25 protein-coding genes are annotated in these 26,111 nt (G+C 50.4%); 8 read left to right on the forward strand and 17 right to left on the reverse strand.

Annotation, left to right across the window (positions count from 1 at the left end; all coding sequences use genetic code 11):
* Positions 1–23: 23 nt before the first annotated feature.
* Positions 24–1,031, reverse strand: coding sequence for a sporulation protein (locus tag EDM56_RS00740; RefSeq protein WP_122915967.1), 1,008 nt, complete (start codon positions 1,029–1,031; stop codon positions 24–26).
* A gap of 133 nt (positions 1,032–1,164) precedes the next feature.
* Here EDM56_RS00740 and EDM56_RS00745 point away from each other — a divergent pair, with 133 nt between their 5' ends.
* On the forward strand, positions 1,165–1,986 hold the full coding sequence (locus EDM56_RS00745; RefSeq protein ID WP_122915968.1) for a pyrroline-5-carboxylate reductase dimerization domain-containing protein: 822 nt from the start codon (positions 1,165–1,167) through the stop codon (positions 1,984–1,986).
* A 62-nt stretch (positions 1,987–2,048) separates the two neighbouring features.
* On the opposite strand, the gene EDM56_RS00750 is transcribed toward EDM56_RS00745, so the two are convergent.
* The 4 genes from EDM56_RS00750 to EDM56_RS00765 form a co-directional block, all read right to left on the reverse strand.
* Positions 2,049–2,240, reverse strand: coding sequence for a hypothetical protein (locus EDM56_RS00750; protein ID WP_122915969.1), 192 nt, complete (start codon positions 2,238–2,240; stop codon positions 2,049–2,051).
* Between the two features lie 128 nt (positions 2,241–2,368).
* A complete protein-coding gene (locus EDM56_RS00755) occupies positions 2,369–2,998 on the reverse strand; it encodes a DL-endopeptidase inhibitor IseA family protein (protein ID WP_122915970.1) in 630 nt (209 codons plus the stop codon).
* Between the two features lie 47 nt (positions 2,999–3,045).
* Positions 3,046–4,257, reverse strand: a complete 1,212-nt coding sequence (locus tag EDM56_RS00760; protein WP_122915971.1) for an MFS transporter — start codon at positions 4,255–4,257, stop codon at positions 3,046–3,048.
* 35 nt (positions 4,258–4,292) lie between these two features.
* The gene (locus EDM56_RS00765; protein WP_122915972.1) at positions 4,293–6,080 is read right to left on the reverse strand and encodes an ABC transporter ATP-binding protein; all 1,788 of its coding nucleotides are present in this window, start codon (positions 6,078–6,080) and stop codon (positions 4,293–4,295) included.
* Between the two features lie 170 nt (positions 6,081–6,250).
* On the opposite strand from EDM56_RS00765, the gene pdxR (EDM56_RS00770) reads away from it, so the two are divergent.
* The gene (pdxR, locus tag EDM56_RS00770; protein ID WP_122916245.1) at positions 6,251–7,684 is read left to right on the forward strand and encodes a MocR-like pyridoxine biosynthesis transcription factor PdxR; all 1,434 of its coding nucleotides are present in this window, start codon (positions 6,251–6,253) and stop codon (positions 7,682–7,684) included.
* Here the strand turns inward: pdxR (EDM56_RS00770) and EDM56_RS00775 are convergent.
* The 3 genes from EDM56_RS00775 to EDM56_RS00785 form a co-directional block, all read right to left on the reverse strand.
* Positions 7,667–8,968 carry a histidine--tRNA ligase gene (locus tag EDM56_RS00775; RefSeq protein ID WP_122915973.1) on the reverse strand — a complete coding sequence of 434 codons (1,302 nt, stop codon included), beginning with the start codon at positions 8,966–8,968 and terminating at the stop codon, positions 7,667–7,669. The two genes, pdxR (EDM56_RS00770) and EDM56_RS00775, sit on opposite strands and share 18 nt — an antisense overlap.
* Before the next feature lie 307 nt (positions 8,969–9,275).
* Entirely contained in the window at positions 9,276–9,812 is a 537-nt protein-coding gene (locus tag EDM56_RS00780) for a DUF402 domain-containing protein (protein WP_122915974.1), read from the reverse strand.
* 68 nt (positions 9,813–9,880) lie between these two features.
* Entirely contained in the window at positions 9,881–10,294 is a 414-nt protein-coding gene (locus EDM56_RS00785) for a GNAT family N-acetyltransferase (RefSeq protein WP_122915975.1), read from the reverse strand.
* An 845-nt stretch (positions 10,295–11,139) separates the two neighbouring features.
* Between EDM56_RS00785 and EDM56_RS31300 the strand changes: the two genes are divergently transcribed.
* From EDM56_RS31300 to EDM56_RS00795, 3 genes are all read left to right on the forward strand, one after another.
* On the forward strand, positions 11,140–11,301 hold the full coding sequence (locus EDM56_RS31300) for a hypothetical protein (protein ID WP_183192238.1): 162 nt from the start codon (positions 11,140–11,142) through the stop codon (positions 11,299–11,301).
* Positions 11,302–11,462: 161 nt separating this feature from the next.
* The gene (locus EDM56_RS00790) at positions 11,463–11,624 is read left to right on the forward strand and encodes a YrzI family protein (protein WP_122915976.1); all 162 of its coding nucleotides are present in this window, start codon (positions 11,463–11,465) and stop codon (positions 11,622–11,624) included.
* 27 nt (positions 11,625–11,651) lie between these two features.
* Positions 11,652–12,629: a S66 family peptidase gene (locus EDM56_RS00795; protein ID WP_122915977.1), complete on the forward strand. Its 978-nt coding sequence runs from the start codon at positions 11,652–11,654 to the stop codon at positions 12,627–12,629.
* A gap of 73 nt (positions 12,630–12,702) precedes the next feature.
* Here EDM56_RS00795 and mutY read toward each other — a convergent pair whose 3' ends face one another.
* Entirely contained in the window at positions 12,703–13,800 is a 1,098-nt protein-coding gene (mutY, locus tag EDM56_RS00800) for an A/G-specific adenine glycosylase (RefSeq protein ID WP_122915978.1), read from the reverse strand.
* Between the two features lie 11 nt (positions 13,801–13,811).
* Positions 13,812–14,096, reverse strand: coding sequence for a hypothetical protein (locus tag EDM56_RS00805; RefSeq protein ID WP_122915979.1), 285 nt, complete (start codon positions 14,094–14,096; stop codon positions 13,812–13,814).
* A gap of 179 nt (positions 14,097–14,275) precedes the next feature.
* Between EDM56_RS00805 and EDM56_RS00810 the strand changes: the two genes are divergently transcribed.
* Positions 14,276–15,277: a metal-dependent hydrolase gene (locus EDM56_RS00810; protein WP_122915980.1), complete on the forward strand. Its 1,002-nt coding sequence runs from the start codon at positions 14,276–14,278 to the stop codon at positions 15,275–15,277.
* 54 nt (positions 15,278–15,331) lie between these two features.
* Here the strand turns inward: EDM56_RS00810 and EDM56_RS00815 are convergent, their stop codons facing one another.
* Both EDM56_RS00815 and EDM56_RS00820 read right to left on the reverse strand, forming a co-directional pair.
* Positions 15,332–16,669: an APC family permease gene (locus EDM56_RS00815; protein ID WP_122915981.1), complete on the reverse strand. Its 1,338-nt coding sequence runs from the start codon at positions 16,667–16,669 to the stop codon at positions 15,332–15,334.
* Positions 16,670–17,082: 413 nt separating this feature from the next.
* Positions 17,083–17,712, reverse strand: a complete 630-nt coding sequence (locus EDM56_RS00820; protein ID WP_122915982.1) for a LysE family translocator — start codon at positions 17,710–17,712, stop codon at positions 17,083–17,085.
* Between the two features lie 109 nt (positions 17,713–17,821).
* On the opposite strand from EDM56_RS00820, the gene pdxR (EDM56_RS00825) reads away from it, so the two are divergent.
* Entirely contained in the window at positions 17,822–19,201 is a 1,380-nt protein-coding gene (gene pdxR / locus EDM56_RS00825) for a MocR-like pyridoxine biosynthesis transcription factor PdxR (RefSeq protein ID WP_122916246.1), read from the forward strand.
* Between the two features lie 55 nt (positions 19,202–19,256).
* Here pdxR (EDM56_RS00825) and EDM56_RS00830 read toward each other — a convergent pair whose 3' ends face one another.
* The 4 genes from EDM56_RS00830 to EDM56_RS00845 all read right to left on the reverse strand — a co-directional run bounded on the left by EDM56_RS00830 (position 19,257) and on the right by EDM56_RS00845 (position 24,122).
* Entirely contained in the window at positions 19,257–20,462 is a 1,206-nt protein-coding gene (locus tag EDM56_RS00830; RefSeq protein ID WP_183192239.1) for a serine hydrolase domain-containing protein, read from the reverse strand.
* A gap of 16 nt (positions 20,463–20,478) precedes the next feature.
* Positions 20,479–21,375, reverse strand: coding sequence for a cation diffusion facilitator family transporter (locus EDM56_RS00835; RefSeq protein WP_122915984.1), 897 nt, complete (start codon positions 21,373–21,375; stop codon positions 20,479–20,481).
* 219 nt (positions 21,376–21,594) lie between these two features.
* Complete coding sequence (locus EDM56_RS00840) at positions 21,595–23,310, reverse strand: ABC transporter ATP-binding protein (RefSeq protein ID WP_122915985.1); 1,716 nt, start codon at positions 23,308–23,310, stop codon at positions 21,595–21,597.
* Positions 23,311–23,513: 203 nt separating this feature from the next.
* Positions 23,514–24,122: a superoxide dismutase gene (locus tag EDM56_RS00845; protein WP_122915986.1), complete on the reverse strand. Its 609-nt coding sequence runs from the start codon at positions 24,120–24,122 to the stop codon at positions 23,514–23,516.
* A gap of 203 nt (positions 24,123–24,325) precedes the next feature.
* Here EDM56_RS00845 and EDM56_RS00850 point away from each other — a divergent pair, with 203 nt between their 5' ends.
* A complete protein-coding gene (locus EDM56_RS00850) occupies positions 24,326–25,093 on the forward strand; it encodes a TSUP family transporter (protein WP_122916247.1) in 768 nt (255 codons plus the stop codon).
* Between the two features lie 405 nt (positions 25,094–25,498).
* Here EDM56_RS00850 and EDM56_RS00860 read toward each other — a convergent pair whose 3' ends face one another.
* A complete protein-coding gene (locus EDM56_RS00860) occupies positions 25,499–25,939 on the reverse strand; it encodes an EVE domain-containing protein (RefSeq protein WP_122915988.1) in 441 nt (146 codons plus the stop codon).
* Positions 25,940–26,111 lie beyond the last annotated feature (172 nt).

A 26,111-nucleotide genomic window follows, 5' to 3' on the forward strand; every position in this document is an offset into this window, starting at 1 on the left:
TGCGCCCGACTGCCCACCCACTCTTATTCGTCGAATCCGCCGAAATCGTCAGACCCACCAAAATCTCCGCCATCACTGCCACCGTCATCCGCGGAAGTATCGTCATCACTGAAAATACCAGTGTCATCGCCAAACAAGGAGTCACCCGCAATCTCACTAGCATCATCGATCAGCTCATTGAGCAGCATGCCTCCCAACAAGCCAACCGCCATACCGCCCATCATCTCCCCAATGCCGAAAGAGGAAGGCGAGTGATCGTAGCGATCGCCGTACCGCGGATACGATACATATGGAATCGACTCCGGATTTTGTAAATACTGTTCGAGCTTATCTGACAGAAAATCAATCAACTGCGGCAACGTATCCTCCTGCAGCAACTCACGCGGGATGACGATTTCCGCCCGGTGCTCACGCTCGCGCCGGAACAATCCAGCCTGCGCGACATCCAATTCGAGCAATAGACGCAAGCCCTCGACCGCCTCTGAAAATGTCACGCCGATCTCTTGCAGCGGCACAGAAAACGGACGTCCTGGGAAAAACGAAAATTCTTGGCCAAAGCGGGTCAATTTGCCGGAGCTTGCCTTTTGGCGCAATTCCAGCTGCTCGAATGCGTAGAACACTTGCTGAACATCCGCTGTGGGCAGCACCGTGACGCGATCCAAATCGGTCGGATCAACAGCCAGCTCTACATCCAGCACGGTTTGCAGGTGATACCCGATCGCCGGTGTCGAAATCGCCAGCTCTTTGGGGAGCTCATAGTAGAACGGAACTTCTTGTGTAGATGGCTTCGGCTGCACGATAAAGTGCTGCAGCACCGGAATCGTTGCGACAACACGGGTCACGACGCTGCCTTTTACGTTTGCTTTGAGCACAAGCGCCACGGAAAGCTGCGAGATTCGCTGCTCGACCGCGCCACCCTCGATATGAATCATCCCCGTAATCGTCTCGCCCAGCCGGAATGCTTCCCGATCCAGGCGCAAATCGACCGTGGCAGCACCGATGCCGAATTTTGCCATGATTTTTTTAAACATGCGCTTCCCCACTCTCCCAACTGAAACATGCGTGTTTCTTTATGGTTATCATAGCGCATTCCTAACACTTTTTCATTTTCTCTTTCTTTGCTTATAATAGATGAATGAGAAAATGAAAGGGCGGTCGCTTACAATGAAAATCGGTATCATCGGGCTGGGCAGCATCGGCCAAATGCTGGTGAAAGCCTTCACCCGCAGCAAAGCTGCTTCTGCCGACTCACTCTATGTCTATAATCGCACACGTGAAAAAGCAGAAGCCTTCGCCAAGGACTGGCCGTTCATCGTATGCGATTCGGTTCACGAATGTGCCGAAAAGGTGGACGTGCTGTTTTTGTGCACGAAACCGCTCGACATTTTGCCTGTTGTCGATGAAATCGCAAAGGATCAGACGGTGCAAGCGCATCTTGTGTCCGCTGCAGCCGGCGTCAGCCTGGGTGATTTGGCCTCCCGTTATGCCGGCCCCGTCTCCAAGCTGATTCCAACCGTCACCTCGCAGGAGCTGCATGGCGTGTCACTCTATTGCTGCCACCGTTCCGTCTCAGCCCCCGACCGCGAGGCGCTGATCAGCCTGCTCGACCATTTGGGCAAACCAGAGGAAGTGAACGAATCGACGATTGAGACGGCCACCATCCTCACGAGCAGTGCGCCGGGACTGATTGCCGGAATTCTGGAGCAGTTCGCACAGGCAGGTACGCGCCATACGCCGGAATTGTCCATCGAGCAGACGCGCCGCTATTTGGTCGAAACGTTGCTGGGTACAGCGACGCTGCTGCAAGCGGAGAACCTCGGCTTTGACCAGCTGATCGAGCGCGTCGCCACAAAAGGCGGCATCACGCAAGAAGGGCTGGAGGTGCTCGGTAAGTTTTTGCCTACCGCTTTTGATGAGGTTTTCGCCATGACTACCCAAAAGCATCAGCTGCTCAAAGATATGATTGCTCAACAGCAAAAAGCGTAGATGAATCGCTTCATGGTAAAAAGAAAAAAGCACCCGAGCCGAGTGCTTTTTTCTTCTGCCCGCTAGTCTAAAGCACGGACTTTAATGTACGAAATGTTTCTCACGTTGATGACGATGTCATCGTATTGCAGCCATCCATCACTTTGATTCGCAACCATTTGGATAATTTCTTCCGGTTCAGTGGTGATGATGGAGACGGTATCGCCGCCGCAAAAGTGAAAATCAACCCTCGTCTCTACTGCCACACGCTTCATCCTCCTAAAGAGCGTCCGAGCTCGCCTACCTTCGGACAACGCCAAGCCGCTCACTTGTCGATAAGAATCGGCCTCCCCAAAAGGAATATCTTTCCTCAAAAGGGCACCTGTTTCTTCTATCGGCAAGACTACTTTAATTCATGAGGGGGCGTGTTGATGAGCCAGGCTTTTCCCTTTTCCCGCTTCATTTCCACCATGACCGGTTGAAACTGGACTTCTTTTCCCTCGCCGACCGGCACCTTCATCTCGTATTGCTTCATATTCTCCGACTCTTTGGCTAGCTCGGCCGTCGCTTTGTCCCATTGCAGGATGCTGCCGCCGTCCGCGTTCGGTTGGGCCGTTCGCCCTTCCTGCACGATAATGCGGGCATGCTCGATGAATGCATCCACCGCTTTACCCGTGAAGTATTGGCCCAGATAGGCCCGTAGTTTTTCCATGGTGTCCAGATCGCTTCCGAGATAACGGTATTCCATTCCGTCGACCAGAAACGTTTGTACCGGTGCACCATCCTCAGCAGGTTTGCCTCCTGTCATCACGTGCCAGTATGTTTTGATTGCGCTTGCTGTCATTTCAACCGCCGTCGCTTCATCCATTTGCATATACTTCTCCGACTCTTCGGCAGTGGGTGTCTCAGGCTTGGTTGTATGTGTGGAGCCGGCGTTTGGCTTCTGCGGCGTCACAGGGGTTTTGCCCGAGCAACCGCTTGCGGCGAGCAGGAGAATGAGCCCAAATACGAAAAATAATTTCCATTTTTTCATTTTCCAATCACTCCCTGCTAACGTAGACGTTATGGACAGGAAAAACGTTACAATTCCTTTCCCTCTTTCGCCAAAGGCGCGCGGTACAGGCTGACAGCGACCCAGATCGCATTGAGGAACAGCAGTCCGCTCGTCACGTAGAAAACACTTCGCAAGCCAATGGTGCTCGCGATGAAGCCGCCTGTGATCGGGCCGAACAAGTTTCCGAGACAAACGAAGCTGTTGTTGAAGCCGTACACACGGCTCACCATGTGCGTAGGCGTGATTCGCCGCAGAAGCGAGTTGACGGAAGGCAGCAGCCCCCCAAGACACAGCCCGAGCAGAAAGCGTAGTGCTACCAGCTGCCAGATGCTTGTCACCATCGCTTGCGGAATAAACAGAACTGCAGCGATCGCGAGGCAGATCAGCAAGACTTTGTTCGGGCCAAAGCGATCCCCCAGCTTGCCCAACTGCGGAGCAGACAGCACATTGGCGATGCCCATCGCAGATGCAACGATGCCAGCGTAAAATGCGACGTTTTCCGGTGATTCAAGCAAGCTCTGAATATAGAGCGGCAGCACAGGAACGATGCTGAACAGGGCGAACTGGATCATGACCGTCACACCGAAAATCGCCGGCATCATCTTCAGCGAGAAAATTTGGCGCGTGTCCTCGCGGAAGCTGGTTTTTTCCTGCTTGGCAGGCGGAACAAACTGCTCCTTCACCGTTACCAACACCAAAAGGGTGGCCAGCAGCAGCAAGGCACCCGTAAAAACAAAAATCATGCGGAACCCGATGCGATCCGCCAAAATGCCGCCGATCAGCGGTCCCATGATGGAGCCTGCCACCGCAGACGACTGAAGGATGCCAAGTGCCCACCCCGAATTTTCGCGCGGGACGCTGGAGGCAACCAGCGCGGTGCACGACGGGATGAATCCGCTCATCGTTCCGTTCAAGAGCCGCAGCGCGAGCAGCTGCCACATGGTTTGGGCGAATCCGGTTAGTGCGACCGTAATCGCCATGAAAAAGCCGGAGCGCAGCACCATAATTTTGCGACCATAACGGTCTGCCAGCCTGCCCCAAATCGGCGAGACGATCCCCGCCGTCAAAAAGTTGGAGCCGAAAATGATTCCGGCCCATAGCGTCACTTTATTTTCGTCCTCGATCCCAAAATCTTGATGAATATAGAGAGGCAAAAACGGCATAATCATGCTCATCGCCATCATGACGACAAACACGGCGACGCATAGCACGTACAGATTGCGTTTCCACACTTCCACGAAGCTCCACTCCTATCTTGCAGGGCACGTTACATTCATGTTGCAGGTGTGGATTCTGCTGGCACACCAAAATCTTGCACATTCCATAGCGTGTGGTACACGCCTTCCTTCGCCAGCAACTCCTCGTGCCGTCCCATCTCCACGATTCGCCCTTCCTTCATCACGATGATCTTGTCGGCGTGGGTAATCGTCGACAGGCGGTGGGCAACGATGATTGTTGTCCGATCTAATGTAAGTTTTGCCAATGATTCCTGAATCATGTGTTCCGATTCCAGATCGAGCGCCGAGGTGGCCTCATCCAGAATGAGAATGCCCGGATTTTTTAAAAACACGCGCGCGATTGCCACCCGCTGCTTCTGGCCGCCTGACAGCTTAACCCCTCGCTCACCCAGCTCAGTTTCATAGCCTTCCGGCAGATCCAGCAAAAACTGGTGCGCGTTCGCCGCATTGGCTGCATCGATCATCTCTTTCTCGGAGGCATTTGGATTGCCCATCATGATGTTTACGCGCGCCGACTCGCTGAACAAAATGTTGTCCTGCATCACGATGCCGATATGGTTTCGCAAATTTTGCTGAGTCACATCGCGGATATCCACTCCGTCGATGGTGATGCGCCCTTCCGTCACATCCCAAAAGCGCGGCAGCAGGCTGATCAAGGACGATTTGCCCCCGCCTGACATGCCGACGATCGCCACCGTTTCGCCCGCCCGGATCACCAGATCGATGTCATCGAGCACGTAATCCCCTTCTTCGCGGTACCGAAACGATACATGCTCAAACCGGATTTCCCCGCGTATGCGTCCGGTATCCGGCACCACGGGCAGCACGCCCGCCCCCGGCTTGTCTGTGATATCATACTTTTCATCGATGAATTCAAACATCCGATCCATTGCCGCGGTTGCCTGCGTCAGCGTGGTAGAGGAATTGACCAGACGGCGCAGCGGCGTGTACAGCCGCTCCAAATATGCGTAAAACGCGACCATCGTCCCAATGCTTAAGCCCCCCGCGATCACCTGATAGCCGGCGATCCAGATCACCAAAAGCGGCGCAATATCCGTAATTGAATTGACCACGGAAAATGTGTACGCATTCCAGCGCGTTTGAGCAAAAGCTTTGGAAAGGAAATTGCCGTTCTGCTTGTCAAACTGCTTTTCCTCGTATTCCTCCAGCGCAAAGCTGCGAATGACGGGAATTCCGTTCACACGCTCATGCAGATGGCCTTGGACCTGCGCCAAAGCTGCGGCCCTGTCGCGTGTCAGCTGGCGCAGCCGCTTGTAGAAAAACTTTACGGAGAAGCCGTACAACGGAAAGACCAGGAGCGAGGCCAGCGTCAAGGTCGTATCCATTGACAGCATGATACAGGCGGTCAACGCGATTGTGATCATGTCGAGCCAAATGTTCATCAAACCCGTCTCGATAAAGCTGCGCGTCGACTCAACGTCGTTGATCACGCGCGAAATAACCTCGCCCACCTTGTGATTGTTGTAATACCGCATCGACAGGCGCTGAATGTGCGTGAATAGCTGATTGCGGATGTCGTAGAGAACCCTGCTTGACACCCATTGCGCATAGTATTGCCGGTAATATTCCACAGGCGCGCGGACAACGGTAAAGACAAAAAGAGCCCCGATCATAAGCCAAAACAGCTGCTTCATTTTTACATCCGCCGGAATCTGGCTTGGCAGAAGGTCATCGAGAATGTATTTGATCATCAGCGGGAGCAGGAGCGGAATCCCGAATTTCAAAATCCCGATAAAAATGGTAAGCACGATCTGTTTCCAGTAGGGCATGACGAATTTCATGTAGCGTTTTATATTGTTCATGCCATCCCTCCTCTTCTTTCCAAATTCTACACCTTTCCTCCCGTTTTGTCTCTTTGGAAGCGACTTTGAACCGTCTTGCCGTTTTGCCTTGTCCCGCTTTTCATCGCCCGTCCATTTTCCCTATAATAAGGAGACAAAACACGGAATTGGTAAAGGCGGTCATGGAACGGATGGATTGGAAACCTACCCAGCAAAAGGGCACCCCTTTTTATAAGCAAATCGCCGAACATCTGGAGCGGCGCATCTCGTACGGCGAGTTTCCCGCAGGCAGCTTTCTCCCGTCGGAACGGACGCTGGCCCGTGAGCTCAACGTGAATCGCAGCACAATCGTCGCTGCTTACGAAGAGCTCCGCGCCGCAGGGCTGGTGGAAAGCATCCAAGGCAGCGGGACACGCGTCAGCCACGACATTTGGGGCTTAACCAAAAATCGCGTGCCCAACTGGCGCCACCTCGTGGAAAGCGGCTCGTTTTTGCCCAATCTCCCGCTAATCCAGCGCATCCGCAAAGAGACGCAGGAAAACGGCTTGATCGATTTGGCGAGCGGCGAGCTATCGGCAGACCTGTTTCCGACCGCGTCCTTTCAGACCATCATGGCGACGCAGCAGTTTGACGGTCATCTCGGCTATGACCATCCCCAAGGCCATTTTCCTTTGCGGGAAACGATTTGTGAGCATGTCAGCAGCCTCAAGCGGATTGAGGCGACACCAGACTCTATCCTAATCACATCGGGCGCGCAGCAAGCGTTGCATTTGGTGGTGCAATGCCTGTTGAAGCCAGGGGATGCGGTCGCGATCGAAGATCCGTCGTATTCCTATTCACTTCCGCTGTTCCAATCTGCCGGCTTGCGGACGTTCCTTTTGCCCGTGGAGCATGACGGCATCAATCCGGAAGAGATCATCGCGCTTCACCGCAAGCATCGGATCAAGATGGTTTTCGTCAATCCTACCTATCAAAATCCGACCGGAACGACGATGTCGATGGAAAAACGGCTTCGGCTGCTGGACATTTCCACCGAATACGGCATTCCGATCGTCGAGGATGACCCGTACAGCCTGATTACCTTTGCTGGCCAACAAATGCCGACGCTCAAGTCACTCGATCGACATGGAACGGTGCTCTACATCAGCTCGCTGACCAAAATCGTGGCGTCTGGCCTACGGATCGGCTGGGTGATCGGGCCGCAGACGGTCATCCAGCGATTGGCGGATGCCAAACAGCAGGTCGATTTCGGCCACAGCATCTTTCCGCAGTGGATCGCTCAACGCTTTCTCGCTTCCGCCGAATTCGACGCGCACATCGAGCTGTTGACGGATGCGCTGCACCATAAGCGCGATGCGATCCTCTCCGCCTTGACCCGCCACCTGAAGGGACAGGTCGACACCCAACAGCCGGATGGCGGCATCCATCTGTGGTGCAAGGTAAAAGCACCGGTCAAGGATACCCCGTTATTGAAGGAAGCGATACGCGCGGGCGTCGTCTATGTGCCAGGGAATGTACTGGGCAGCAAAGAAGGCTATGTGCGCTTCACGTACGGTCACGCGCCGCTTCACCTGATCGACGAGGCGATTGAACGCTTTTCACAGGCATTACAAAAGCTTTTGTAACACAGACACGAGCTCATCTTGGGCAACTTTTTGTTCCACGCCCTCCCGCATGCTGCGCAGGACAACCACCCCGTTCTGCGCTTCTGTTTCGCCATAAATCAAGACAAAGGGGAAGCCTTCTTTGTTGGCGTAATCAAGCGCCTTTTTCATGCGCTTGCCGGTCAGCTCTAGCTCTGTTCGTATCCCCGCCTTGCGCAAGAATTGGACCATCGCCATGCTCTCCTTTTCCGTGCCGATCGGGATGAAAAAGACCCGGAGCTCCTCCTCTTCAACCTCCCGATCCTTTTGCAGAAGCGCTGTGGCAATCACGTCCAGCCCAAATGAGATGCCGACAGCTGGATACTCTTTTCCGTTTTGCAAAAACTGGCCGATAATCCGGTCATAGCGTCCCCCGCTGCCGATGCTTGATGTGATCGAGCCATCCCGTAAAAAGATCTCATACACGGTGCCGGTATAAATGCTGAGCCCGCGGGCCAAAAACGGAGTGAATTGGGTTTGGTCGGCGATTCCCGCCGCGATGAGATATTCAGCCAGCTGCGCAAGCTCGGCTGCTCCTTCCTGCACCAGTGCGGAATCGGCGAACCGGCTGGCCAAATAAGCAACTGTTTTTTCCTGCTCATCCATGATAAAGGCAAGCAAGCTGTCGATGGCGGCACGTCCGATTCCTCTTTCCTCCATGTCTTTGCGCACGCCTTCGGCACCGATTTTTTCCCACTTATCGAGCGATAGCATAGCGCCTTCCCATTGCTCCTCCTCAACCGCAAGCGCTGCGAGAACCCCGGTCAACAGCTTGCGATTGTTGTATGAAATGACCACGGATAGCCCAAGCTGCGCAAATGCATCCGCTGCCATCGTCATCAGCTCCGCCTCTGCGATCACGGACGGAACGCCGACGACATCTACGTCACACTGTGTAAATTCGCGAAACCGGCCCAGCTTGATCGGACCGTCGCGAAACACCTTGCCAATCTCATAGCGCTTAAACGGCAGCCGCATTTCCGGGTTCATCCCGATGACCTTCGCAAGCGGGATCGTTAAATCGTAGCGCATTGCAAGGTCCCGCTGGCCCTGGTCTTGGAGCTTGTAAACTTCTTTGAGAATCTCTTCGCCCCCGCCATATTTGGATGCCAGCAGATCGTAGTATTGCAGCATCGGCGTTTCCAGCGGCTTGCAGCCGTACGTAAGGAACACACGCTCCAATGTATTTCGGATGAACGCGCGCACCCTTTGCTCCTCTGGCAAGTAATCCTTTGTCCCTTTCACATTCCGCAATTCAAGCTGCATCTCACATTCCTCCCTCTTCATCTTGAGCAAAATAGAAAAAGCCATGCAGGTAACAAAATACCTACATGGCTTATTAGAAGCGCCGTAGGTACAAGCACGAATAGCGCTTGCACCTACGGCCAACATGCACCGTGATACAAACGCCTATGGATGATGATGAAGTTGGGTAAATCGTTTCATGTTCATCACTGACATTGAAAACACCCCTGAAAATCGTTTGATGATCATCTTACATCACACCTGCACAAAAATGCAAGTTCAGCTGCCGAAAAGAAAATCCTTCTCCCGTTATGAACGGGAAAAGGATTTACTCTTCATCCTGTCGGACAAGCTGGTAACGCTCATACCAGCGCTGGACGAATCCGCTTTGGAACGGACCGCGTCTGAGCCGAACCCATTGCAATACATCATCTAATGCTGTTCGGACGCGCTCCACAACAAACGGAGGATAATTCATCTGCTCACTGTGCATACGGAATTCCTCTTCATCGAGGATGGAGTACGTCATATCTGGGAACACTTTCACATCCAGGTCATAATCGATATAGCTGAGAAAATTTCCTTTCAGACTGAACGGAGATCCGATGTTGCAGTAATAATAGATCCCATCATCGCGGATCATGGCGATCGTATTAAACCACTGCCCCCGGCCAAATGTGCAAATGGCTGGCTCACGCGTACGCCACTCCCGGCCGTCTGCTTCCGTCACTTTTACACGGTCATTACCAGCAATCACCACCGCGTCACTTGTATGTATCAGCGTTGTCTTGTCCCATGAACGATGAAGCGATTGGTCGTGCTTATAGCTTTCAATACGTAAAATACTGCCCGGAGTTGGCGACATGTCTCTCCCCTTTCTTCTCTTCTATATGGAGATAATCGCGCTTATTTTCCGATCCGATCCTGTACGTGCTAAGAAGAGAGCTTTTTGGAAAGTGTAACATATTTCTGCAATTCATAGCCAAGCGAATGATAAAACGGAATGACTTCTTCGTTATCTTGATTCACCATGATGAGCACCCGATTCACACCGCGCTGTCGAAAACGAGTCTCGATGGCTTCTACCAACTTGCGGCCAATACCCGATTTTTGCACTTTTGGATCAACTGCGAGCCGGTAAAAGTAAGCCCTGGTACCGTCTATCGTTCCTACGACTACTCCTACAACTTCCCCATCCTGCTCTGCCACCATGACTAATTCACTGTCCCACGCTAATTGCGTTGCCAAAGCATCTAGTGATTCAGTCTCTGAACGATCTAAATTGGTGTCCTGCCAGATCCGAGTGATAGCGGAATAATCACCGAGGCGAAACGAACGAATCAGCATATATGGCCTCCTTAGATGGCTTGTCTTTCTATTTTACACTACAGTTCTACGTTTGTCTGCTTTTGATAAAAGGGAAGGATTTTATGTCAAGAGTGAACTCCTGCTGCTCCACTAAAGCGTCGGGCCGCACAATTCCCTGCAAGCCCAGAGCGCAGGAACAACAAAGGCGCAAAACGACCGACGCCGCATTATTTACCAGTATATCCAATCTGCTGAAAGTATCATGACTTCCCTGTAACATTCCCCCTCGCGCTATGAAAATCTTGCTCTTTTTCGACATACGATTTAGTACGAGGTACTAAAGGCCCACTCTACATTATATAGAAAAAAGACGGCCAGCGCTATCCTCCGCTTCACGGCAATCAGAACCCGCATGGGAGTAAACCTTGCATATCGCTTAGAAAACCTGGCTTCGCCAGTCTTTCAAGCGGAGCCGTGGTTGCACTTATGCTGGATAAGAATTTTTATCTGCATAAAAAAGATTATTCCGAAAATACAAAAACCCCTTTACAGAAAGAAATTTTTGCCATATCATATGTTTACAATAATTTGAAGCGAAAGGAGGATGGCTATAATGATGAATAACGTTGTTCAGGTGTTTCTTGCAGATCGGCTCCCAACTCAAAACTTCACATTGCAGTGCATCCTCCATAACCGGCATCTTACGAGCAAGTGAATGCTTATTCTTGCGATTCCTTGTCGACCAAAGCCGTAGGTGCCTGCATCTACGGCTTTTTATATCCTCTTCCATGTTGTAGCTCAAGACCGTAGGCCCATATTTTCCTCGGTCTTTTTCTATAGACTTTTAACCGAATGTACGTTCGTATTCAAGGAGGTGATTTTGTATGTTACTGAACCTGATCTGGTTTACCGTCAAGATTGAACGCAGTCGTTTTTCCGTTGAGGAGAGCGCCGCTCGCTTCCGCGAAGAGCAACTGATTCAAGCCCGCAATGAAGCGGAGCAACTGCAGGCGATTTCGATTTCTTCTTTTGCCAGCCGCCTGTAAGAAGGTTTGTTTTCAAAGTTTGTGCCATATGGTTTATCACAATAGTAGGAGGGGTGTCAGATGGATAAAAAGCAACGCCGTCAGCTAATGAAGATTGTAGGAGTCAAGGTGCTGGATGGTACCTGACTGGGTTATCTTAAACAGGAAGGAGGTCATATGAAATGCAGATCTCTTTAATCTTTTTTACCATCATCATTGAAAAACGCGCCAAGACGGCAGAAACGCAATACGCCGAATACTTGCGTCATAAAGAGCGGGAACGCATCGAGATTGAAAATACGAAGCTCCTGTCTCAATACCCAAGCTATATCACGCGCTTATAATGCTTCATCCTATATAGGAGGTTTGTTGTGATTCCGCTAAAACTGAAAGCCGGAGACGAAATACGCGTTATCTCACCCGCAACAAGCCTCCATGTCATTACACCGGACCAAAGGCGTCTGGCCAACGAGCGATTGGCGGATTTGGGGCTCACCGTCACGTATTCCGCGCATGCGGAAGAGTGCGATGAGTTCTCCTCTTCCTCCGTCGAATCGCGGGTAGCAGACCTTCACGAAGCTTTCGCCGATCCGAATGTAAAAGCGATCTTGACCACGCTGGGCGGTTTCAACTCCAACCAAATGCTGCAATATCTCGATTATGAGCTGATTGCATGGAATCCGAAAATCTTTTGCGGCTATTCCGACATCACGGCAATCGCGACCGCAATCACTGTCAAAACCGGTCTCATCACTTATTCCGGCCCACATTACTCCACGTTTTCGATGGAAAAAGGGTTCGAGTATACACTGGATTATTTCCGCAAGTGCTTTTTCTCGGAAGAACCGATCGACGTAACGCCTTCTCCCTATTGGAGCGATGACCAATGGTACCTGAATCAGGTTAACCGGACTTTCATCGAAAACGACGGCTACACCGTCTTGCGCGAAGGGCATGCGGTCGGCAAAATTATCGGCGGCAATCTTTGCACGCTCAATTTGCTGCAAGGTACAGCATATATGCCCTCCTTGGAAGACGCGGTGGTACTTGTCGAGGACGACAATTACTCGAATCCACATATTTTTGACCGTGACCTGCAATCGCTGCTGCACCAGCCTGGCTTTGACAAGGTCAAGGCGCTTTTGATCGGCAGATTTCAAAATGCCTCGGGCGTTACAGACGCCGCACTAGATAAAATCATCCGCTCCAAACGCGAGCTGGATCATATACCAGTGGTCACAAACGTGAACTTTGGCCACGTCTCGCCGATCATTACGTTTCCGATTGGCGGAACGATCGCAGTAAAAGCCGAAAACGGTCAAGTCACAATTCAAATCCAAAAGCATTGAGTACGTTTTTCTTGCAAAAAAAAGCGGCTGCCGACATCGCAAAATGTTCAGGCAGGCCGCTTTCTTTTTGTGATTAAGAATGGGAAATGTATTCCAAAATCTTTTGAAACGCGACGGGAAACGCAAAGTCCGCCCATTCCTGTGGCGTCGCAAAAACCGCTGAGGCTGGAAGCTCTCCTACTTCGATGACATTGCAGGCATAAACATGCAAATTCCAGTGCAGATGAGAGAACGTATGCTGAACCATCGGCAGCTGCTCGCCCACTTCCACATCAACCCCATACTGCTCCAGCAAAAATCCCGCCAACTCGTCTTCAGGTGTGCGCTTGCCTGTCATTTCCACCATCGGTAGCTCCCACATATCGGCCAAAAGTCCGGTGTTGGGACGCTTGTTTAACAACAATGCTCCTTCAAGCGGAATGACGGCGACCAAATAATTGACCTCACGCGGCGGCTTCGCTTTTGATTTGACCGGCAGCTCGTGCTGGACACCTTCCCTGCGGGCGAGGCAATAGTCGAACACCGGACAGGTCAAGCATTGCGGCGTGCGGGGCAGGCAGACGGTAGCGCCAAGCTCCATCAAAGCCTGGTTGAAATCGCCCGCTCTTCCATGCGGAATGGTCTGCCGCACGAGCTGTTCGGTTTTGATTCGAGTCGCAGGCTTCGCGATGTCGTCGTGCATCAAGAGCAGGCGGGAAAACACGCGCATCACATTCCCGTCCACGGCCGGCTCAGGCTTCTCATAGGCAATGCTTAAAATCGCGCCAGCGGTATAGGGGCCGACGCCCTTCAGCTTGGAGATTTCCTCAAGCGTGTCAGGCACTTCTCCACCGTACAACGTCTTTACTTCCCGTGCAGCGGCTTGTAGATTTCTCGCACGCGAGTAATACCCCAATCCTTCCCATGCTTTCAGCACCTCTTCTTCCGGTGCGTCGGCTAGTGCGGTGATCGTTGGAAATTTCCCCATGAAATTATGATAATACGGTTTGACCGTCTCCACGCGCGTCTGCTGCAGCATAATTTCCGAAACCCAGACGCGATACGGGTCACGGTTGATGCGCCACGGCAGGTCCCGCTTTTGCGCATCGTACCATTCGAGCAAGTCGCGGGCAAAGCCGAACACCTCGAATGCATCAGGCAGCTTTGGAATCGCTTTGGTGCTTGTTTTCATTTTGTACGGTTTCACTCCTTTGGTGCAAACGCCCACATGTGCAGTTTGGCAGCGCCTCCGCTGATGAAGGTTGGCAGCTCGGTGTCAGACAGCCGCCAGCTACGGATCGCCTGATACGTCTCAAGCTGTTCGACCTCGAACGCCTCTACAAACGTGTTGGACTGCTCCACACCTTCTAAGTGCCGGTAGCCAACGCCGCCGCGCTCACTGATTTGGGCGGGAATGGTGCTCATATAGTTGAAATACGCTTCACGCTTTTCCGGTAAAATGCGGTACTCGACAAAAATCGTGTACATGCGATTCGCCTCCAGTCCTTGCAGACAACTCTCTCCATCTTAGCGGAACAGGTTTAGGCTCCACAAGAGGAGGGTAAAAATCTGGGCATACAAAATAATGGCTTCATGGAAAATCAACGATCGAAAGCGCTATAATATATCTAAGCGAGTTTGAGCGCAAAGGAGGAGAGCAACTGCCCATGGATACCGCCACACACTTCGTCATGGGATTCGGATTAGCAGGCCTGGCTCATCTTGACCCGGCGGTCGCCGCTGTTCCCGGACTGGCGGAAACGGTTTTGCTTGGAACGGTCATCGGTTCGCAAGCCCCCGATTTGGACGGATTCACGCGCGTGCTGGGAAGTGCCGCTTATATACGGAACCATCGCGGAATCTCCCACTCCATTCCAGCGATCTTTGTGTGGACGCTGCTGATCTTCGGCGTCATACAATGGCTTTATCCGCAAACCCTCTGGCTTCATCTTCTGGGGTGGACCTTTTTGGCTGTTGTTCTTCATGTGTTTGTCGACTTGTTCAATTCCTACGGGACTAAAGGGCTCTTTCCGTTTTACAAGCGTTGGATTGCGCTTGACACGATGTTCATATTCGATCCGTTCATTTTCGCCATGCACCTGCTCGGCTTGGGCATGTGGCTAGCCGGAGCGGATCCTGGCAAATCCTTTTTAATCATTTACGTGCTGATCGCCTGCTATTATGTCTGGCGCTACCGCGTGCATCAGCGCGCATTGGTAACGGCAGAGAAAGCGCTCAAGCAAAAAGGGAAGTACTGGCTCATTCCGACCCATTCTTGGCAGCAATGGACCATGATCGTTAAGACCGCGACGCATTGGCACGTCGGCGAAATGCACGGCAGCGAGCCAATCATTCTCGATTCGTTCGTGATCAAGCCGGAATCGGACATCGTCCGCATCGCCAAGCAAGATTACAAAGTCCAATCTTTCCTGTACTTTACCAGCTTCGCCCATCCCCTCGTGAAGGAGCATGATTTCGGGTACGAGGTGAAATGGATCGACCTGCGCTACCGCTCCAAATTCCACGGTAAAAGCCACTATATGTTTGTCGCCGTCGTTTATTTGGATAAACAGCTGCAAATCCGCGATTCGTTCGTCGGCTGGATTCATCGAGGCGAGGAGCAATTGGCAAAAAAACTGGATCCGGAAAAAGACATTCAGGTGTTATAGAAAAAGCAAAAAGCACAGCCGCATTGCGCGAGCTGTGCTTTATTTTTTTGTTTTTTATTCGACGTTCAAATCAATCTGTGGTGGCTTCCGCGTGAAGCAACGGGTAAAAACTAGCAAGTAAATGAACCCGATCAAGCTCCAGGCAAATCCGAGGTAAAGCGAGGTTGGCTCCAAATTATACCACAGGAACAGAATGAAGCTCATCCCGATCAATGGGGAGACTATATACTGGAACACCGCTTTTAATGAGCGTTCCTTCTGCTTAACAACATAATGGGCGATGACAGAAAGATGCACGAATGTAAACGCTACCAACGCACCGAAATTAATAAACGATGTTGCCGTTAACAAATCGAGCCACAAGGCTGTTAGCGACAGCAGGCCGATTAGAAAGACGTTGTAAAGCGGCGTCTGGAATTTCGGATGCACATAAGCAAAAAACCGTGCTGGCAGCACATTATCGCGTCCCATCGCATACAACAGCCGGGAGGCGCTGACATGCGAAACGATACCCGATGCGATTGTTGAGGTGAGCGCAGCTGCCAAAAATACCGATTGGAACAACAAACCGCCGATATACAGCGCGATTTCAGGCGATGCCCCCTCAGGGTTTTGCAGCTTGGATACGTCCGGAAACAGCGATTGAGTGAAGTACGACGCTACGATAAAGAGCGCTCCCCCAATCAAAGCGACCAAAAAGATACCGCGTGGGATGTTGCGCTTCGGGTCTATCGTTTCCTCGGTAAGCGTGGTCACCGCATCAAAGCCCAAGAACGAAAAGCAAAGAATGGACGCGCCGGTCAGCAATGTAGAAGCATCCATCGTCTCCGTAAAAAACGGTTGAAGCGACAGCAATTTTCCCGTGCCGTCCCCTTGATGCAGCCCTTTCACCGCAAGAAAGACAAAAATTACGACCGTGGCGAATTGGAACAAGACGAGCAAGCCGTTAATGGAGGCGCCGATCTTGATGTTCCAAATGTTTACGACCGTAATAAACAGGACGAATCCGACAATCCAGATCCAGCCCGGGACTTCCGGAAAGGCAGCGGACAAGTAAATTTTGGTCAAAAGCGCATTAATCATCGGCAAAAACAAGTAGTCAAGCAGAGCTGACCATCCGACCAAAAACCCGACGTGCGAGTTAATCGTACGACTTGTGTACGTATAGGCAGAGCCGGCGGTCGGATACACTTGCACCATCTTGCCGTAGCTTGAAGCGGTGAACAAAATGGCTACCAACGTCAAAACATAAGCGGCAGGAACATGCCCGTCCGTTACTTCTGCCACAATACCAAACGTATCAAATACAGCCATCGGGGCCATATAGCCCAAACCGATCAGAACAATGTGCCACAGTCGTAGCGATCGGTTTAATTGAGGGTGGTTTTCCATATGTGTGATCTCCTCCGGAAAATGGAATTATCCGCAGCGAATCGCAGCGTAGTCTTACTTCCTGCTATCGGCTGCGTCAGGTAATTCCATGGACAAGAGTACGGCGATCAGAAACAGCTTCGTTGACATTGAATCCCCCCGATGCAACTCACTCGCTTGGTAACTCACTAAACTAATTACCATTCGTTTGGTTGTACAAAGCAGATTTTATTCCAACCTTTTCGACAACCGTGATGTAGCAATATTCGACATTTTCCTGCACTTCGTTATGCACCAGTGCATTATCTATGCAATATTTGTGCATAGTAGCTGCAATTATTTTAACTTTTGCTAAACAAATGTAGGGACGAGGGATATTGGCGCGGGCAACAATGGGATATAAAAAAACCCCGCCGCAGCGAGGTCATGTAGAGTTATATTTTGGATTGGCTCGCAAAGGCGGAGATGACCGCTAAAGCAATATACAAATAACCAGTTAGCTGGTTCTGTAACCTAGCACTCACATTCATCTGCTTTCGAATACTTGCGGCAAGGACCGCATACAGGCCATCGCTAATGAAAGCTAGGATAATAAAAATCGCTCCTAAAAGCAAAAATTGTGCGGAGACTGATCCAGCAGAAGGTGATATGAATTGTGGAAAGAAGGCTAAAAAAAAGAGTGCTGTCTTCGGATTCATTATTTCCACGAGTGCTGATTCGTAAAAAATCTTTCCTAATTTTTTACGATGGGCTTTTGGCATTTCTGAAGCCGTGCTTTTCGATGTCGAAAATAAAGTCTTACATCCCAAATAGATCAGATAAGCAGCACCCAAGTATTTGACGATTGAAAAGGCTGTTGCTGATGTCATCAAGATCGCAGATACTCCAATGGCACCGGCTAAAACGTGAACTGAACCACCAAGAGCTACACCAAGAACGGATACCAAGCCCGCTTTCTTCCCTTGATCCATGCTTCTTGCCATTATATATAACACAGCTGGTCCAGGTATGATTAACAATGTAGCAGCAGTAATAACAAATAGCCAAATCATTGAAAAATCCATATTATGCAACTCCTTGTTGTAATGTAATCCTGTAAAAAAATAATATTATACAAACTGACATACTAAAAGGTACAATAACGAGAAAATATTCATGTCAGAGGGAATGAAAATGAACAATACCATTTTTACCTTCGAAGATAACGCACCAAAATACAAACAGATTTACGAGAAATTCAAATCATTTATTGAGCAAGGCGACATTGTGGCGAATGAGAGTTTGCCCTCCATTCGTCAACTTGCAGATTCCTTACATGTAAGCCGTAATACAACACTAATGGCATATGAACTGCTTGTTGCTGAAGGCTACATTCGTGGAGAGGGCCGAAAAGGTTATGTTGTAAATGAGTTAGAGCCTCTACTATCTCAGGAGGCATACCTTCCTCATCATCAAAAGCAAACAGAGTCGACGAATCCTCCAGTCGTTACTTTCAGGGCAGATGCCGTTGATCAAACACATTTCCCAATGAAAATTTGGAGGAGGATTGCGAATCAAGTATTAACAGTAGAGGATAGCTTTCGATATGGAGAACCATTCGGGGAAGCATGCCTGCGCGAACAAATCGCCACCTATTTGTTTCAATCACGTGGAGTGAAAACAAATGCAGATGCAGTTATTATCGGAAGCAGTACCCAACAAATGCTTGTCTATCTTGGGCATGTACTGAAGGATGAGTTCCAGAGCATTATCGTTGAAGATCCTGGTTACGACGGTGCCAGGGAAGCTTTTCAATTCCATCGTTTTCAGTTTGAAACGTTGCCTGTCTATGAAACAGGTGCTGATCTTACTCAATTAGAACAAATGAATTCACGGTTAATCTATGTAACCCCTTCCCATCAAAGCCCACTTGGAGTAAGCATGTCGATTCAACAACGGCAACTGCTGATTCATTGGGTTAACAAGATGCGTGGATATATTATCGAAGACGATTATGATAGTGAATTTCGTTATACACAAAAACCATTTCCGGCTCTTGCCTCCATTGATGCCGCCAGAGTCATTTATTTAGGGAATTTCTCAAAATCATTTCTTCCAGGAATACGTTTAACCTATATGGTGTTGCCAGAATCAGTTTTAAAAAGGTATAAAAAGTATTTTTCTCATTTTGAGACTCCCACTTCGCTTTTCAGCCAACTCACAATGGCAAAATTTATGGAATTGGGAGAGTGGAGCCGCCACATTAAACGAATGCGTCTTGTTTATAAGAGGAAAATGCTGCACTTAGTTTCTGAATTAAAAAAGCAATTTGGCCAAAAAATTTCAATTATCGGCGAGCAGTCTGGTTTGTACTTATTAATCAAAGTACACCTGAACCGTTCAGAAGAATGGCTAATCCAACAAGCTTCTTCTTATGGTGTAAAAGTGTGTCCCACCTCACTCTACTTTATCAAAAATAATACGGATGACCCAATCATTAAACTTGGATTTAGTCATCTTTCTTGTGATGAAATTGAGCTTGGTGTCGGGCTCTTAAAAAAGGCATGGATTTGATAAAAAGATTAAGAAAAACCCCTTAGCAAGTTTTCGCTAAGGGGTCCTCTTTTTTTCATTTTGATTGAAAAAAATGCTGGTACAGCATGTCGCTGATGGCTTCTTCTACGTTGTTAAAGCCGCCTCTTGTGCCTTCGGTAGCGTTGGAGCCGTTGGTGATGAAGATGATGCCGAAATTCTCTTCCTTGTTGAAATACATGCCGGAGTACAAGCCGTATGCATTGCCTCCGTGGCCGTGCATGCGTTTGTTTGGAATGAATTGGTCGGTGATGTGGAACTGAAGGCCGATCTCAGAGAATGCAGGGTCTACGCCTTCGTACTGCCATTGGGTGGAGAGCATCAATTCGACGGTCTCTCGCTGCAGGATGCGGGCTCCGTTGTTTTCGCCCCCTTGCATGAAGGCGAGCATGAATTTGCTCAATTCACGGGCATTGGTGCGCAAGCCGCCCTGCGGTCCATACAACGAGCCGTTGGTGCCCGGAACATATTCGGACCAGTCGATTGGTTCCGGCTTGACGCCTTTCAGATCATCGACACCTGACTCAAAGTGACCATCTTCCCAACCGTAGATGACGCCCAGCTTGTTGATGTCACCCATCGCCTGGATATTGAAATCAGAGCTCGTCATCCCCAAAGGACGGAGAATGTGCTCGCGGCAGTATTGATCAAAATGCTTGCCTGACAGGCGCTCCACCAGCGCTGCGACGATCATGGAGGCGAGATTGCAGTAGGCAAAGCAACGGACATCACCTGGCTTGTAGCTGCTCCACAGGCTGTCTACGTAAAGCCTGCCGCCAGGGATGAGCAAATCTTCGAGCGTCGGCGGGTTCGAATTACGTGACGCTTGCGAGAAGACGACGTACAGCTCACCGCCTCGTTCATCCTCATTCAGGCTGGACGTATGCGTCAGCAGATGGCGGAACGTAACCGGAACGTCCGGATGGTGCGGATTGCGGAAAGTGAAGCCGAGGGTATCGCTGATGTCGTCATCAAGCTGGAATTTCCCTTGCTCGTACTGCTGCATCAACGATGTCGCGACGAACAGCTTGGAGATGGAAGCGATGCGAAAGACGGTCTCTTCCGTTACCGGGAGCTCCCGATCCAAATCGGCCCAACCGTATGCGTCGGACCAGATGACCTGTTTATCCTTGACGACGGCTGCCGATACTCCAACGATTGCAAACGTTTCCATGAGTGCGGCCATTTTTTCATCAATTTGCGTAGTGGGCGCCTTTGCGGGCGGCTGCTTCCAAAGACTCATCTCGAAAAACTCCCTTTCAGCATGTTTTGCCTTTTGCCATGAATGGTTCCACATGGACATATACCCGTTTAATTTCAGCGAAACCGATTAATTTTCCTTCAACGGTTTCTGTCAGCCCGTGACTTTCCACTACGTTGAGATGATGATCGACGCCAATCGTCACGTCGACCAGCACAGCGCTTCCCTGATAGCGCGCACGCAGATCAATAATTTCCCGAATCCCTTCCACTTGCTTGATTCGCTGCTCGATCTCCTTCAGCTTCTCTTCCTCGAATCCATCCATCAGCGCATGGATGGCCTGTGACACCACCTGCCAAGCCGTATACAAAATAATGATACCGACAATGCTTGCGACGATCGCATCGGCCCAGCCCAAACCGATTCGCGTGACCACGATCCCGACCAGCGCGCTTACGCTGACTAGCGCATCGGACCGATTGTCATACGCCATCGCCATCACTGCCAGGTTGTTCGTTTTCTTGGCGATCCGCTTGTTGATCAGATAGACGATATACATGATGACAGCGCCCGTGATCGCGACATACATCGATTCGACCGTCGGCATGGTCGCCGCTTCCCCTTGAAACAGCTTTGTTCCTGTATTTTTCAGCACATCGATCCCTACGACCGCCATGATAATTCCCGCCACCAGCGCTGCCGCCGTTTCGGCGCGGAAATGGCCGTATTTGTGATCGTGGTCTGCCGGTTTTCTCGCGATGATCATGCCAAACAGGATCGCCAGCGAGGAAATCACATCGGAAGCGTTGTTCCAACCGTCGGCAACCAGTCCCTGCGAACCGGTGGCAAGGCCGAACCCGATTTTTCCCGCTGCCAGGATGATATAGGTGAAAATGCTGATATAGACACCTCTAGTCCCCTGTTGATGACGATCTAACTCCTGCTTGTTTCGCATTTCCTTTGTTCCTGCCCTTCCCACGAGACCATACGCGCGTCTCTTTCTTCATGTCTTATGGTAAGAAATGAACCCCTTTTTAGTCCAGAGAAACGTTTTTGTGAAACCGAACAAAAGAGGCCAAGGGGCAATAAAGTTGGACGAACGAAAAAACCCCCAAACCCGAATCGGCAAACGGGCTGGGGGCAAAACGCTGAAGACAGACATAAATGCAACTGTTTACCGGTTGAACTGGGCATGATGCAGACGGCTGTAGATACCGCCCGAGGCGACCAGCTCCTGGTGCCTGCCCTGCTCGGCGATACCGTTTTCGTTAACGACGATGATCCGGTCTGCATTTTTGATCGTAGCCAAACGGTGCGCAATGACGAGCGTCGTCCGCCCTTGCGACAATTCAGCCAGCGATTGCTGGATCGCCGCTTCCGTCTCTGTATCCAAGGCGGAAGTCGCTTCGTCCAAGATCAAGATCGGCGGATTCTTCAAAAACATGCGGGCGATCGACAACCGTTGCTTTTGCCCGCCGGACAATTTGACGCCTCGCTCACCGATCACCGTGTCCATCCCCTCCGGCATTTTGCGGATCAGCTCATCCAGTGAAGCACGACGAGCGGCTTTCCAAATCTGCTCATCGGTCGCCTTCAGATTCCCATACGCGATATTTTCACGTATGGTGCCTGAGAACAGGAATACATCCTGCTGGACGATCCCGATGTTTTCCCGTAAGGACTGCAGCTTGATGTTGCGAATGTCAATGCCGTCGATCGAAATCGAGCCTGCATCGACGTCATAAAAGCGCGGCAGCAGACTGCAGATCGTGGTTTTTCCTGCTCCCGATGGACCGACAAACGCGACGGTCTCGCCCGGATATATCGTCAAATTGATCCCGTTCAAGATTTTCCGCGATGGTTCATATCCAAACGATACGTTTTCAAAGTGAATGTCACCACGCACTATGTTCATCCCGACGGCATCAGGCACATCGGCGATATCCGGCTCCGTATCGATGATTTCGAGATAGCGCTTGAAGCCCGCGATTCCTTTTGGATAGCTTTCGATCACCGCATTGATTTTCTCAATCGGGCGAAAGAAAATATTGGATAGCAGCAGGAAAGCCATGAACTCGCCCAATTCGATTCTGCCCTGAATGTAAAACCAGGCGCCACAGATCATCACGAAAATGGTGATGAGGCGCATCATCATGTAGCTGACCGAAATGCTTCTTGCCATCAGCTTGTATGCCTTTAGCTTGGTTTGGCGGAAAAGCTGATTGTCTTTGGCAAACAATTTCTTCTCGTGCTCTTCGTTGGCAAACGATTGAACGACACGGATTCCTCCGACATTGTCCTCGATCCTTGCATTAAAATTCCCAACATTCCGAAAGAGGCCGCGATACGTCACTGTCATCCTGCTGCCGAAAAACAGGATCATCCATGCCATAATCGGAACGATGATGAACGTCAGCAAGGCAAGCTCGAGATTGATGTTGGCCATCAGCACAAATGCGCCGATCAGCGTCATGACGGCAATAAACACGTCCTCCGGGCCGTGGTGTGCGACTTCGCCAATTTCATTGAGATCATTAGTGATATGACCGATCAGATGACCCGTCTTGTTATTATCGAAAAACCGGAACGATAGCTTTTGGATATGGTTGAACAGTTTTGCGCGCATGTCGGTCTCGATGTTGATGCCGAGCATGTGTCCCCAGTAAGTGACGACATAGTTGAGCACCGTATTGAGCGCGTAAACCGCAAGCAAGCCAAGGCAGGCCATGATGATGATCGGCCAGTCGCCTTTCGGCAGCAATTCATCGATAAATTTGCTCACTGCAATCGGGAACGCCAGCTCCAGCAACCCGGCGATCACCGCGCAGCTAAAGTCTAGGAAAAACAGACCCTTGTACGGGCGATAGTACGAGAAAAACCGTTTCAGCATGTAAAATGATCCTCCCATCTCCCAATGTAAGAAAAGCTTCTGATCGAAGCCTTTGTAAGGAAGCTGGTTCGTTGAAAACACGTTTCAATAACCTGGCTACGCCAAGCTTTTTGGCGGAGTCGCGGTTGCACTAAAAAAACGATTGCCCGGCCGAAAGATAGGCCGAGCGATCGCCTTTTTGAGACTGACTCAGGTGTGCGGGATTACTTCGCTGCGCTGTAGCGCTTGCTTACTTCATCCCAGTTTACAACGTTCCAGAACGCACCGATGTAGTCAGGGCGTTTGTTTTGGAATTTCAGGTAGTACGCGTGCTCCCAAACATCCAGACCGAGGACAGGCGTTTTGCCTTCGAACAGCGGGCTGTCTTGGTTAGGAGTGGACGTGATAGCCAATTCGCCGCCATCGACGATCAGCCAAGCCCAACCGGAACCGAAACGAGTGGTTGCAGCTTTTGCGAATTCAGCTTTGAAGTTGTCAAAGCTGCCGAATTTGGTGTTGATTGCGTCAGCCAATTCTCCGCTTGGAGCGCCGCCGCCGTTTGCACTCAGGATTTCCCAGAAGAGAGTGTGGTTAGCATGTCCACCACCGTTGTTGCGAACTGCGGTGCGGATTGCTTCTGGAACTGCATCCAAGTTCGCGATCAGCTCTTCGATGCTTTTCGCTTGTAGGTCAGCGTGACCTTCCAAAGCTGCGTTCAGGTTATTTACATAAGTAGCGTGGTGACGGTCATGGTGGATTTCCATGGTCAGCGCGTCGAAATGCGGTTCCAAAGCGTTAAATGCGTAAGGCAATGCAGGCAGTTGATGTGCCATAGTACAATCTCCTCCTTTTTGTATGTACCTCAATTTCATCTCAATTATAAACGATACCCCTTACTAATGCAACAAATCAGTCGGTAAAGTATATTAACAAGCTGTGCCAACCAACATTAACCTGTAAGTATAAGTCTTGCAATGAAACGGTGAAGTGCTAAACTGGAGATTGTTTGACTTTTACGGAAACGTGGGTGTACGAAATGGATTTAGATTTGACAACAGTGCTGCTATTGGCATTGTTCGGCTTTGTCGCAGCGTTTATCGACAGCTGCGTTGGCGGAGGCGGACTGATTTCGCTGCCAGCCTTGGTCGGTTTGGGCATACCGATGCATTTGGCCCTTGGCACGAATAAGCTTGCCAGTACCTTTTCATCCTTTACCAGTTCGGCCACATTTATTAGTATGGGCAAGTATGACAAAAAATTAATGCTGATGCTTTTTCCAGTTTCTTTCATTGGCTCGCTCATTGGGGCAAAAGCGGTGCTGTTTATTTCCGACTCCGTGCTTCGCACGCTGATCATTGTAATGCTCGCCGCGATTTTTGTTTATACGCTCATTAACAAAAAATTCGGCAAAGAGACGCAGTTTAAAGGGTTTACCAGCTTCACGCTGGGGCTCGGGATTCCTTTCGCGTTCATCATCGGGTTTTATGACGGCTTTTTTGGACCAGGCACCGGTTCATTCCTGATCTTCGTCATGGTGCTCTTGTTCGGCTACGATTTCGTCATCGGGGCCGGAAACGGACGCATTCTCAATTTTGCCAGCAATTTAGCCGCACTTTTACTCTTTTTATTCGAAGGCAAAGTATTGATCCTGCCAGGTCTTACGATGGGTGTTGCGATGATTCTCGGAGCGACGCTGGGGACACGGATGGCGGTAAAGACCGGAGTCAAATATGTGCGTCCGCTCTTCATGCTTGTGTCGATTACCTTGATGGGAAAAATGATTTATGAGTTAATTTGGAAATAGCTTTTTGCTGCTTAGCCACCTTTTCCTGCTGGGGAGGTGGCTTTTTTGTTTGGATGAGAAGTCAGGCTTTGGTGGAGGCGAGGGGATTTTCGGAAAAAAGCTCCACGGAAGCTCTGACGATGCCTGCTGAGGGTGGGAAAGACCGGCTCCGCGGAAAAAGGGAAACCGCGCCCCAAAGCCACACGCTGCGCGGCGGGTGTATCTCCACGATGATATGTGACGCGAAAGACGTTTCCCTTTTTCCGCTCCGCCTGGCGGGCATCGCCAAGGCTTCCGTTCCGCTTTTTTCCGAAAATCCCTTCACTGCAGCCGTGCTTCTCCGCTGCTCGGATATTGGGAGTTGTTGCTTCGGTTCCCTCGCGGCGTTACTCGAAGGTACAAAAACAACTTTGCGGTTTTTTTCACCTATGAGTATTCCTTTACTCCCATCGCTTCTGCGATTACCGCGAAATCGGTTTGATCAATTTCGAAGTGCCCTGTCCGGAAGCGATAGCCCCAGTTTCGGTTTTCTTTGGTGAAATTCATTTTGTGTAAGAGTGGATGAATCGGGGCTTCCGTGCATGCATAATAATGTATGTCGCGGCGGAAGGGAATGAAGGTTTCGCTCATTTGGTATTCGTATACGGAATCGTCTTTCACGTTTCCAATTGCGGTGAAAGCCTGAAGCGGTTCTCCGTTGGATAAGTCGGTTTTGGGTGAATAATAAATGAGCCAATCCCCTTGCCGCATCCGTTTCAATGGAGCGGCTTTTCCGTGGCAAAGCTGGGCGAACCCGCCTGCTACTCCTCTTGCGACATGCGATTTCGATACGACTCCGATCCAGTAACGCGTTTTGGGTGTTTCCATGCAGCATCCTCCTGCCTTACGTTTGAGATGTGTGCTTCTTGTATATTCATGATAACAGCACACTACTGACAGCGTATTGTCAGCAGCCAAACAGAAATTTCTCGATTGTATTAGGAAACCTGGCTACGCCGTGTTTTTTGGTGGAGCTGCGGTTGCATAAAAAAAACCAGCG

Source organism: Brevibacillus fluminis (genome assembly GCF_003710825.1).
GTDB lineage: Bacteria > Bacillota > Bacilli > Brevibacillales > Brevibacillaceae > Brevibacillus_D > Brevibacillus_D fluminis.

What these genes read in the sequence shown, in the direction of transcription:
- EDM56_RS00740 (WP_122915967.1), bottom strand. Translation starts at nt 1,031, where the DNA reads ATGTTTAAAAAAATCATGGCAAAATTCGGCATCGGTGCTGCCACGGTC.
- EDM56_RS00745 (WP_122915968.1), top strand. Translation starts at nt 1,165, where the DNA reads ATGAAAATCGGTATCATCGGGCTGGGCAGCATCGGCCAAATGCTGGTG.
- EDM56_RS00750 (WP_122915969.1), bottom strand. Translation starts at nt 2,240, where the DNA reads ATGAAGCGTGTGGCAGTAGAGACGAGGGTTGATTTTCACTTTTGCGGC.
- EDM56_RS00755 (WP_122915970.1), bottom strand. Translation starts at nt 2,998, where the DNA reads ATGAAAAAATGGAAATTATTTTTCGTATTTGGGCTCATTCTCCTGCTC.
- EDM56_RS00765 (WP_122915972.1), bottom strand. Translation starts at nt 6,080, where the DNA reads ATGAACAATATAAAACGCTACATGAAATTCGTCATGCCCTACTGGAAA.
- pdxR (WP_122916245.1), top strand. Translation starts at nt 6,251, where the DNA reads ATGGATTGGAAACCTACCCAGCAAAAGGGCACCCCTTTTTATAAGCAA.
- EDM56_RS00775 (WP_122915973.1), bottom strand. Translation starts at nt 8,968, where the DNA reads ATGCAGCTTGAATTGCGGAATGTGAAAGGGACAAAGGATTACTTGCCA.
- EDM56_RS00780 (WP_122915974.1), bottom strand. Translation starts at nt 9,812, where the DNA reads ATGTCGCCAACTCCGGGCAGTATTTTACGTATTGAAAGCTATAAGCAC.
- EDM56_RS00785 (WP_122915975.1), bottom strand. Translation starts at nt 10,294, where the DNA reads ATGCTGATTCGTTCGTTTCGCCTCGGTGATTATTCCGCTATCACTCGG.
- EDM56_RS31300 (WP_183192238.1), top strand. Translation starts at nt 11,140, where the DNA reads ATGTTACTGAACCTGATCTGGTTTACCGTCAAGATTGAACGCAGTCGT.
- EDM56_RS00790 (WP_122915976.1), top strand. Translation starts at nt 11,463, where the DNA reads ATGCAGATCTCTTTAATCTTTTTTACCATCATCATTGAAAAACGCGCC.
- mutY (WP_122915978.1), bottom strand. Translation starts at nt 13,800, where the DNA reads ATGAAAACAAGCACCAAAGCGATTCCAAAGCTGCCTGATGCATTCGAG.
- EDM56_RS00805 (WP_122915979.1), bottom strand. Translation starts at nt 14,096, where the DNA reads ATGTACACGATTTTTGTCGAGTACCGCATTTTACCGGAAAAGCGTGAA.
- EDM56_RS00810 (WP_122915980.1), top strand. Translation starts at nt 14,276, where the DNA reads ATGGATACCGCCACACACTTCGTCATGGGATTCGGATTAGCAGGCCTG.
- EDM56_RS00815 (WP_122915981.1), bottom strand. Translation starts at nt 16,669, where the DNA reads ATGGAAAACCACCCTCAATTAAACCGATCGCTACGACTGTGGCACATT.
- EDM56_RS00820 (WP_122915982.1), bottom strand. Translation starts at nt 17,712, where the DNA reads ATGGATTTTTCAATGATTTGGCTATTTGTTATTACTGCTGCTACATTG.
- pdxR (WP_122916246.1), top strand. Translation starts at nt 17,822, where the DNA reads ATGAACAATACCATTTTTACCTTCGAAGATAACGCACCAAAATACAAA.
- EDM56_RS00830 (WP_183192239.1), bottom strand. Translation starts at nt 20,462, where the DNA reads ATGAGTCTTTGGAAGCAGCCGCCCGCAAAGGCGCCCACTACGCAAATT.
- EDM56_RS00835 (WP_122915984.1), bottom strand. Translation starts at nt 21,375, where the DNA reads ATGCGAAACAAGCAGGAGTTAGATCGTCATCAACAGGGGACTAGAGGT.
- EDM56_RS00840 (WP_122915985.1), bottom strand. Translation starts at nt 23,310, where the DNA reads ATGCTGAAACGGTTTTTCTCGTACTATCGCCCGTACAAGGGTCTGTTT.
- EDM56_RS00845 (WP_122915986.1), bottom strand. Translation starts at nt 24,122, where the DNA reads ATGGCACATCAACTGCCTGCATTGCCTTACGCATTTAACGCTTTGGAA.
- EDM56_RS00850 (WP_122916247.1), top strand. Translation starts at nt 24,326, where the DNA reads ATGGATTTAGATTTGACAACAGTGCTGCTATTGGCATTGTTCGGCTTT.
- EDM56_RS00860 (WP_122915988.1), bottom strand. Translation starts at nt 25,939, where the DNA reads ATGGAAACACCCAAAACGCGTTACTGGATCGGAGTCGTATCGAAATCG.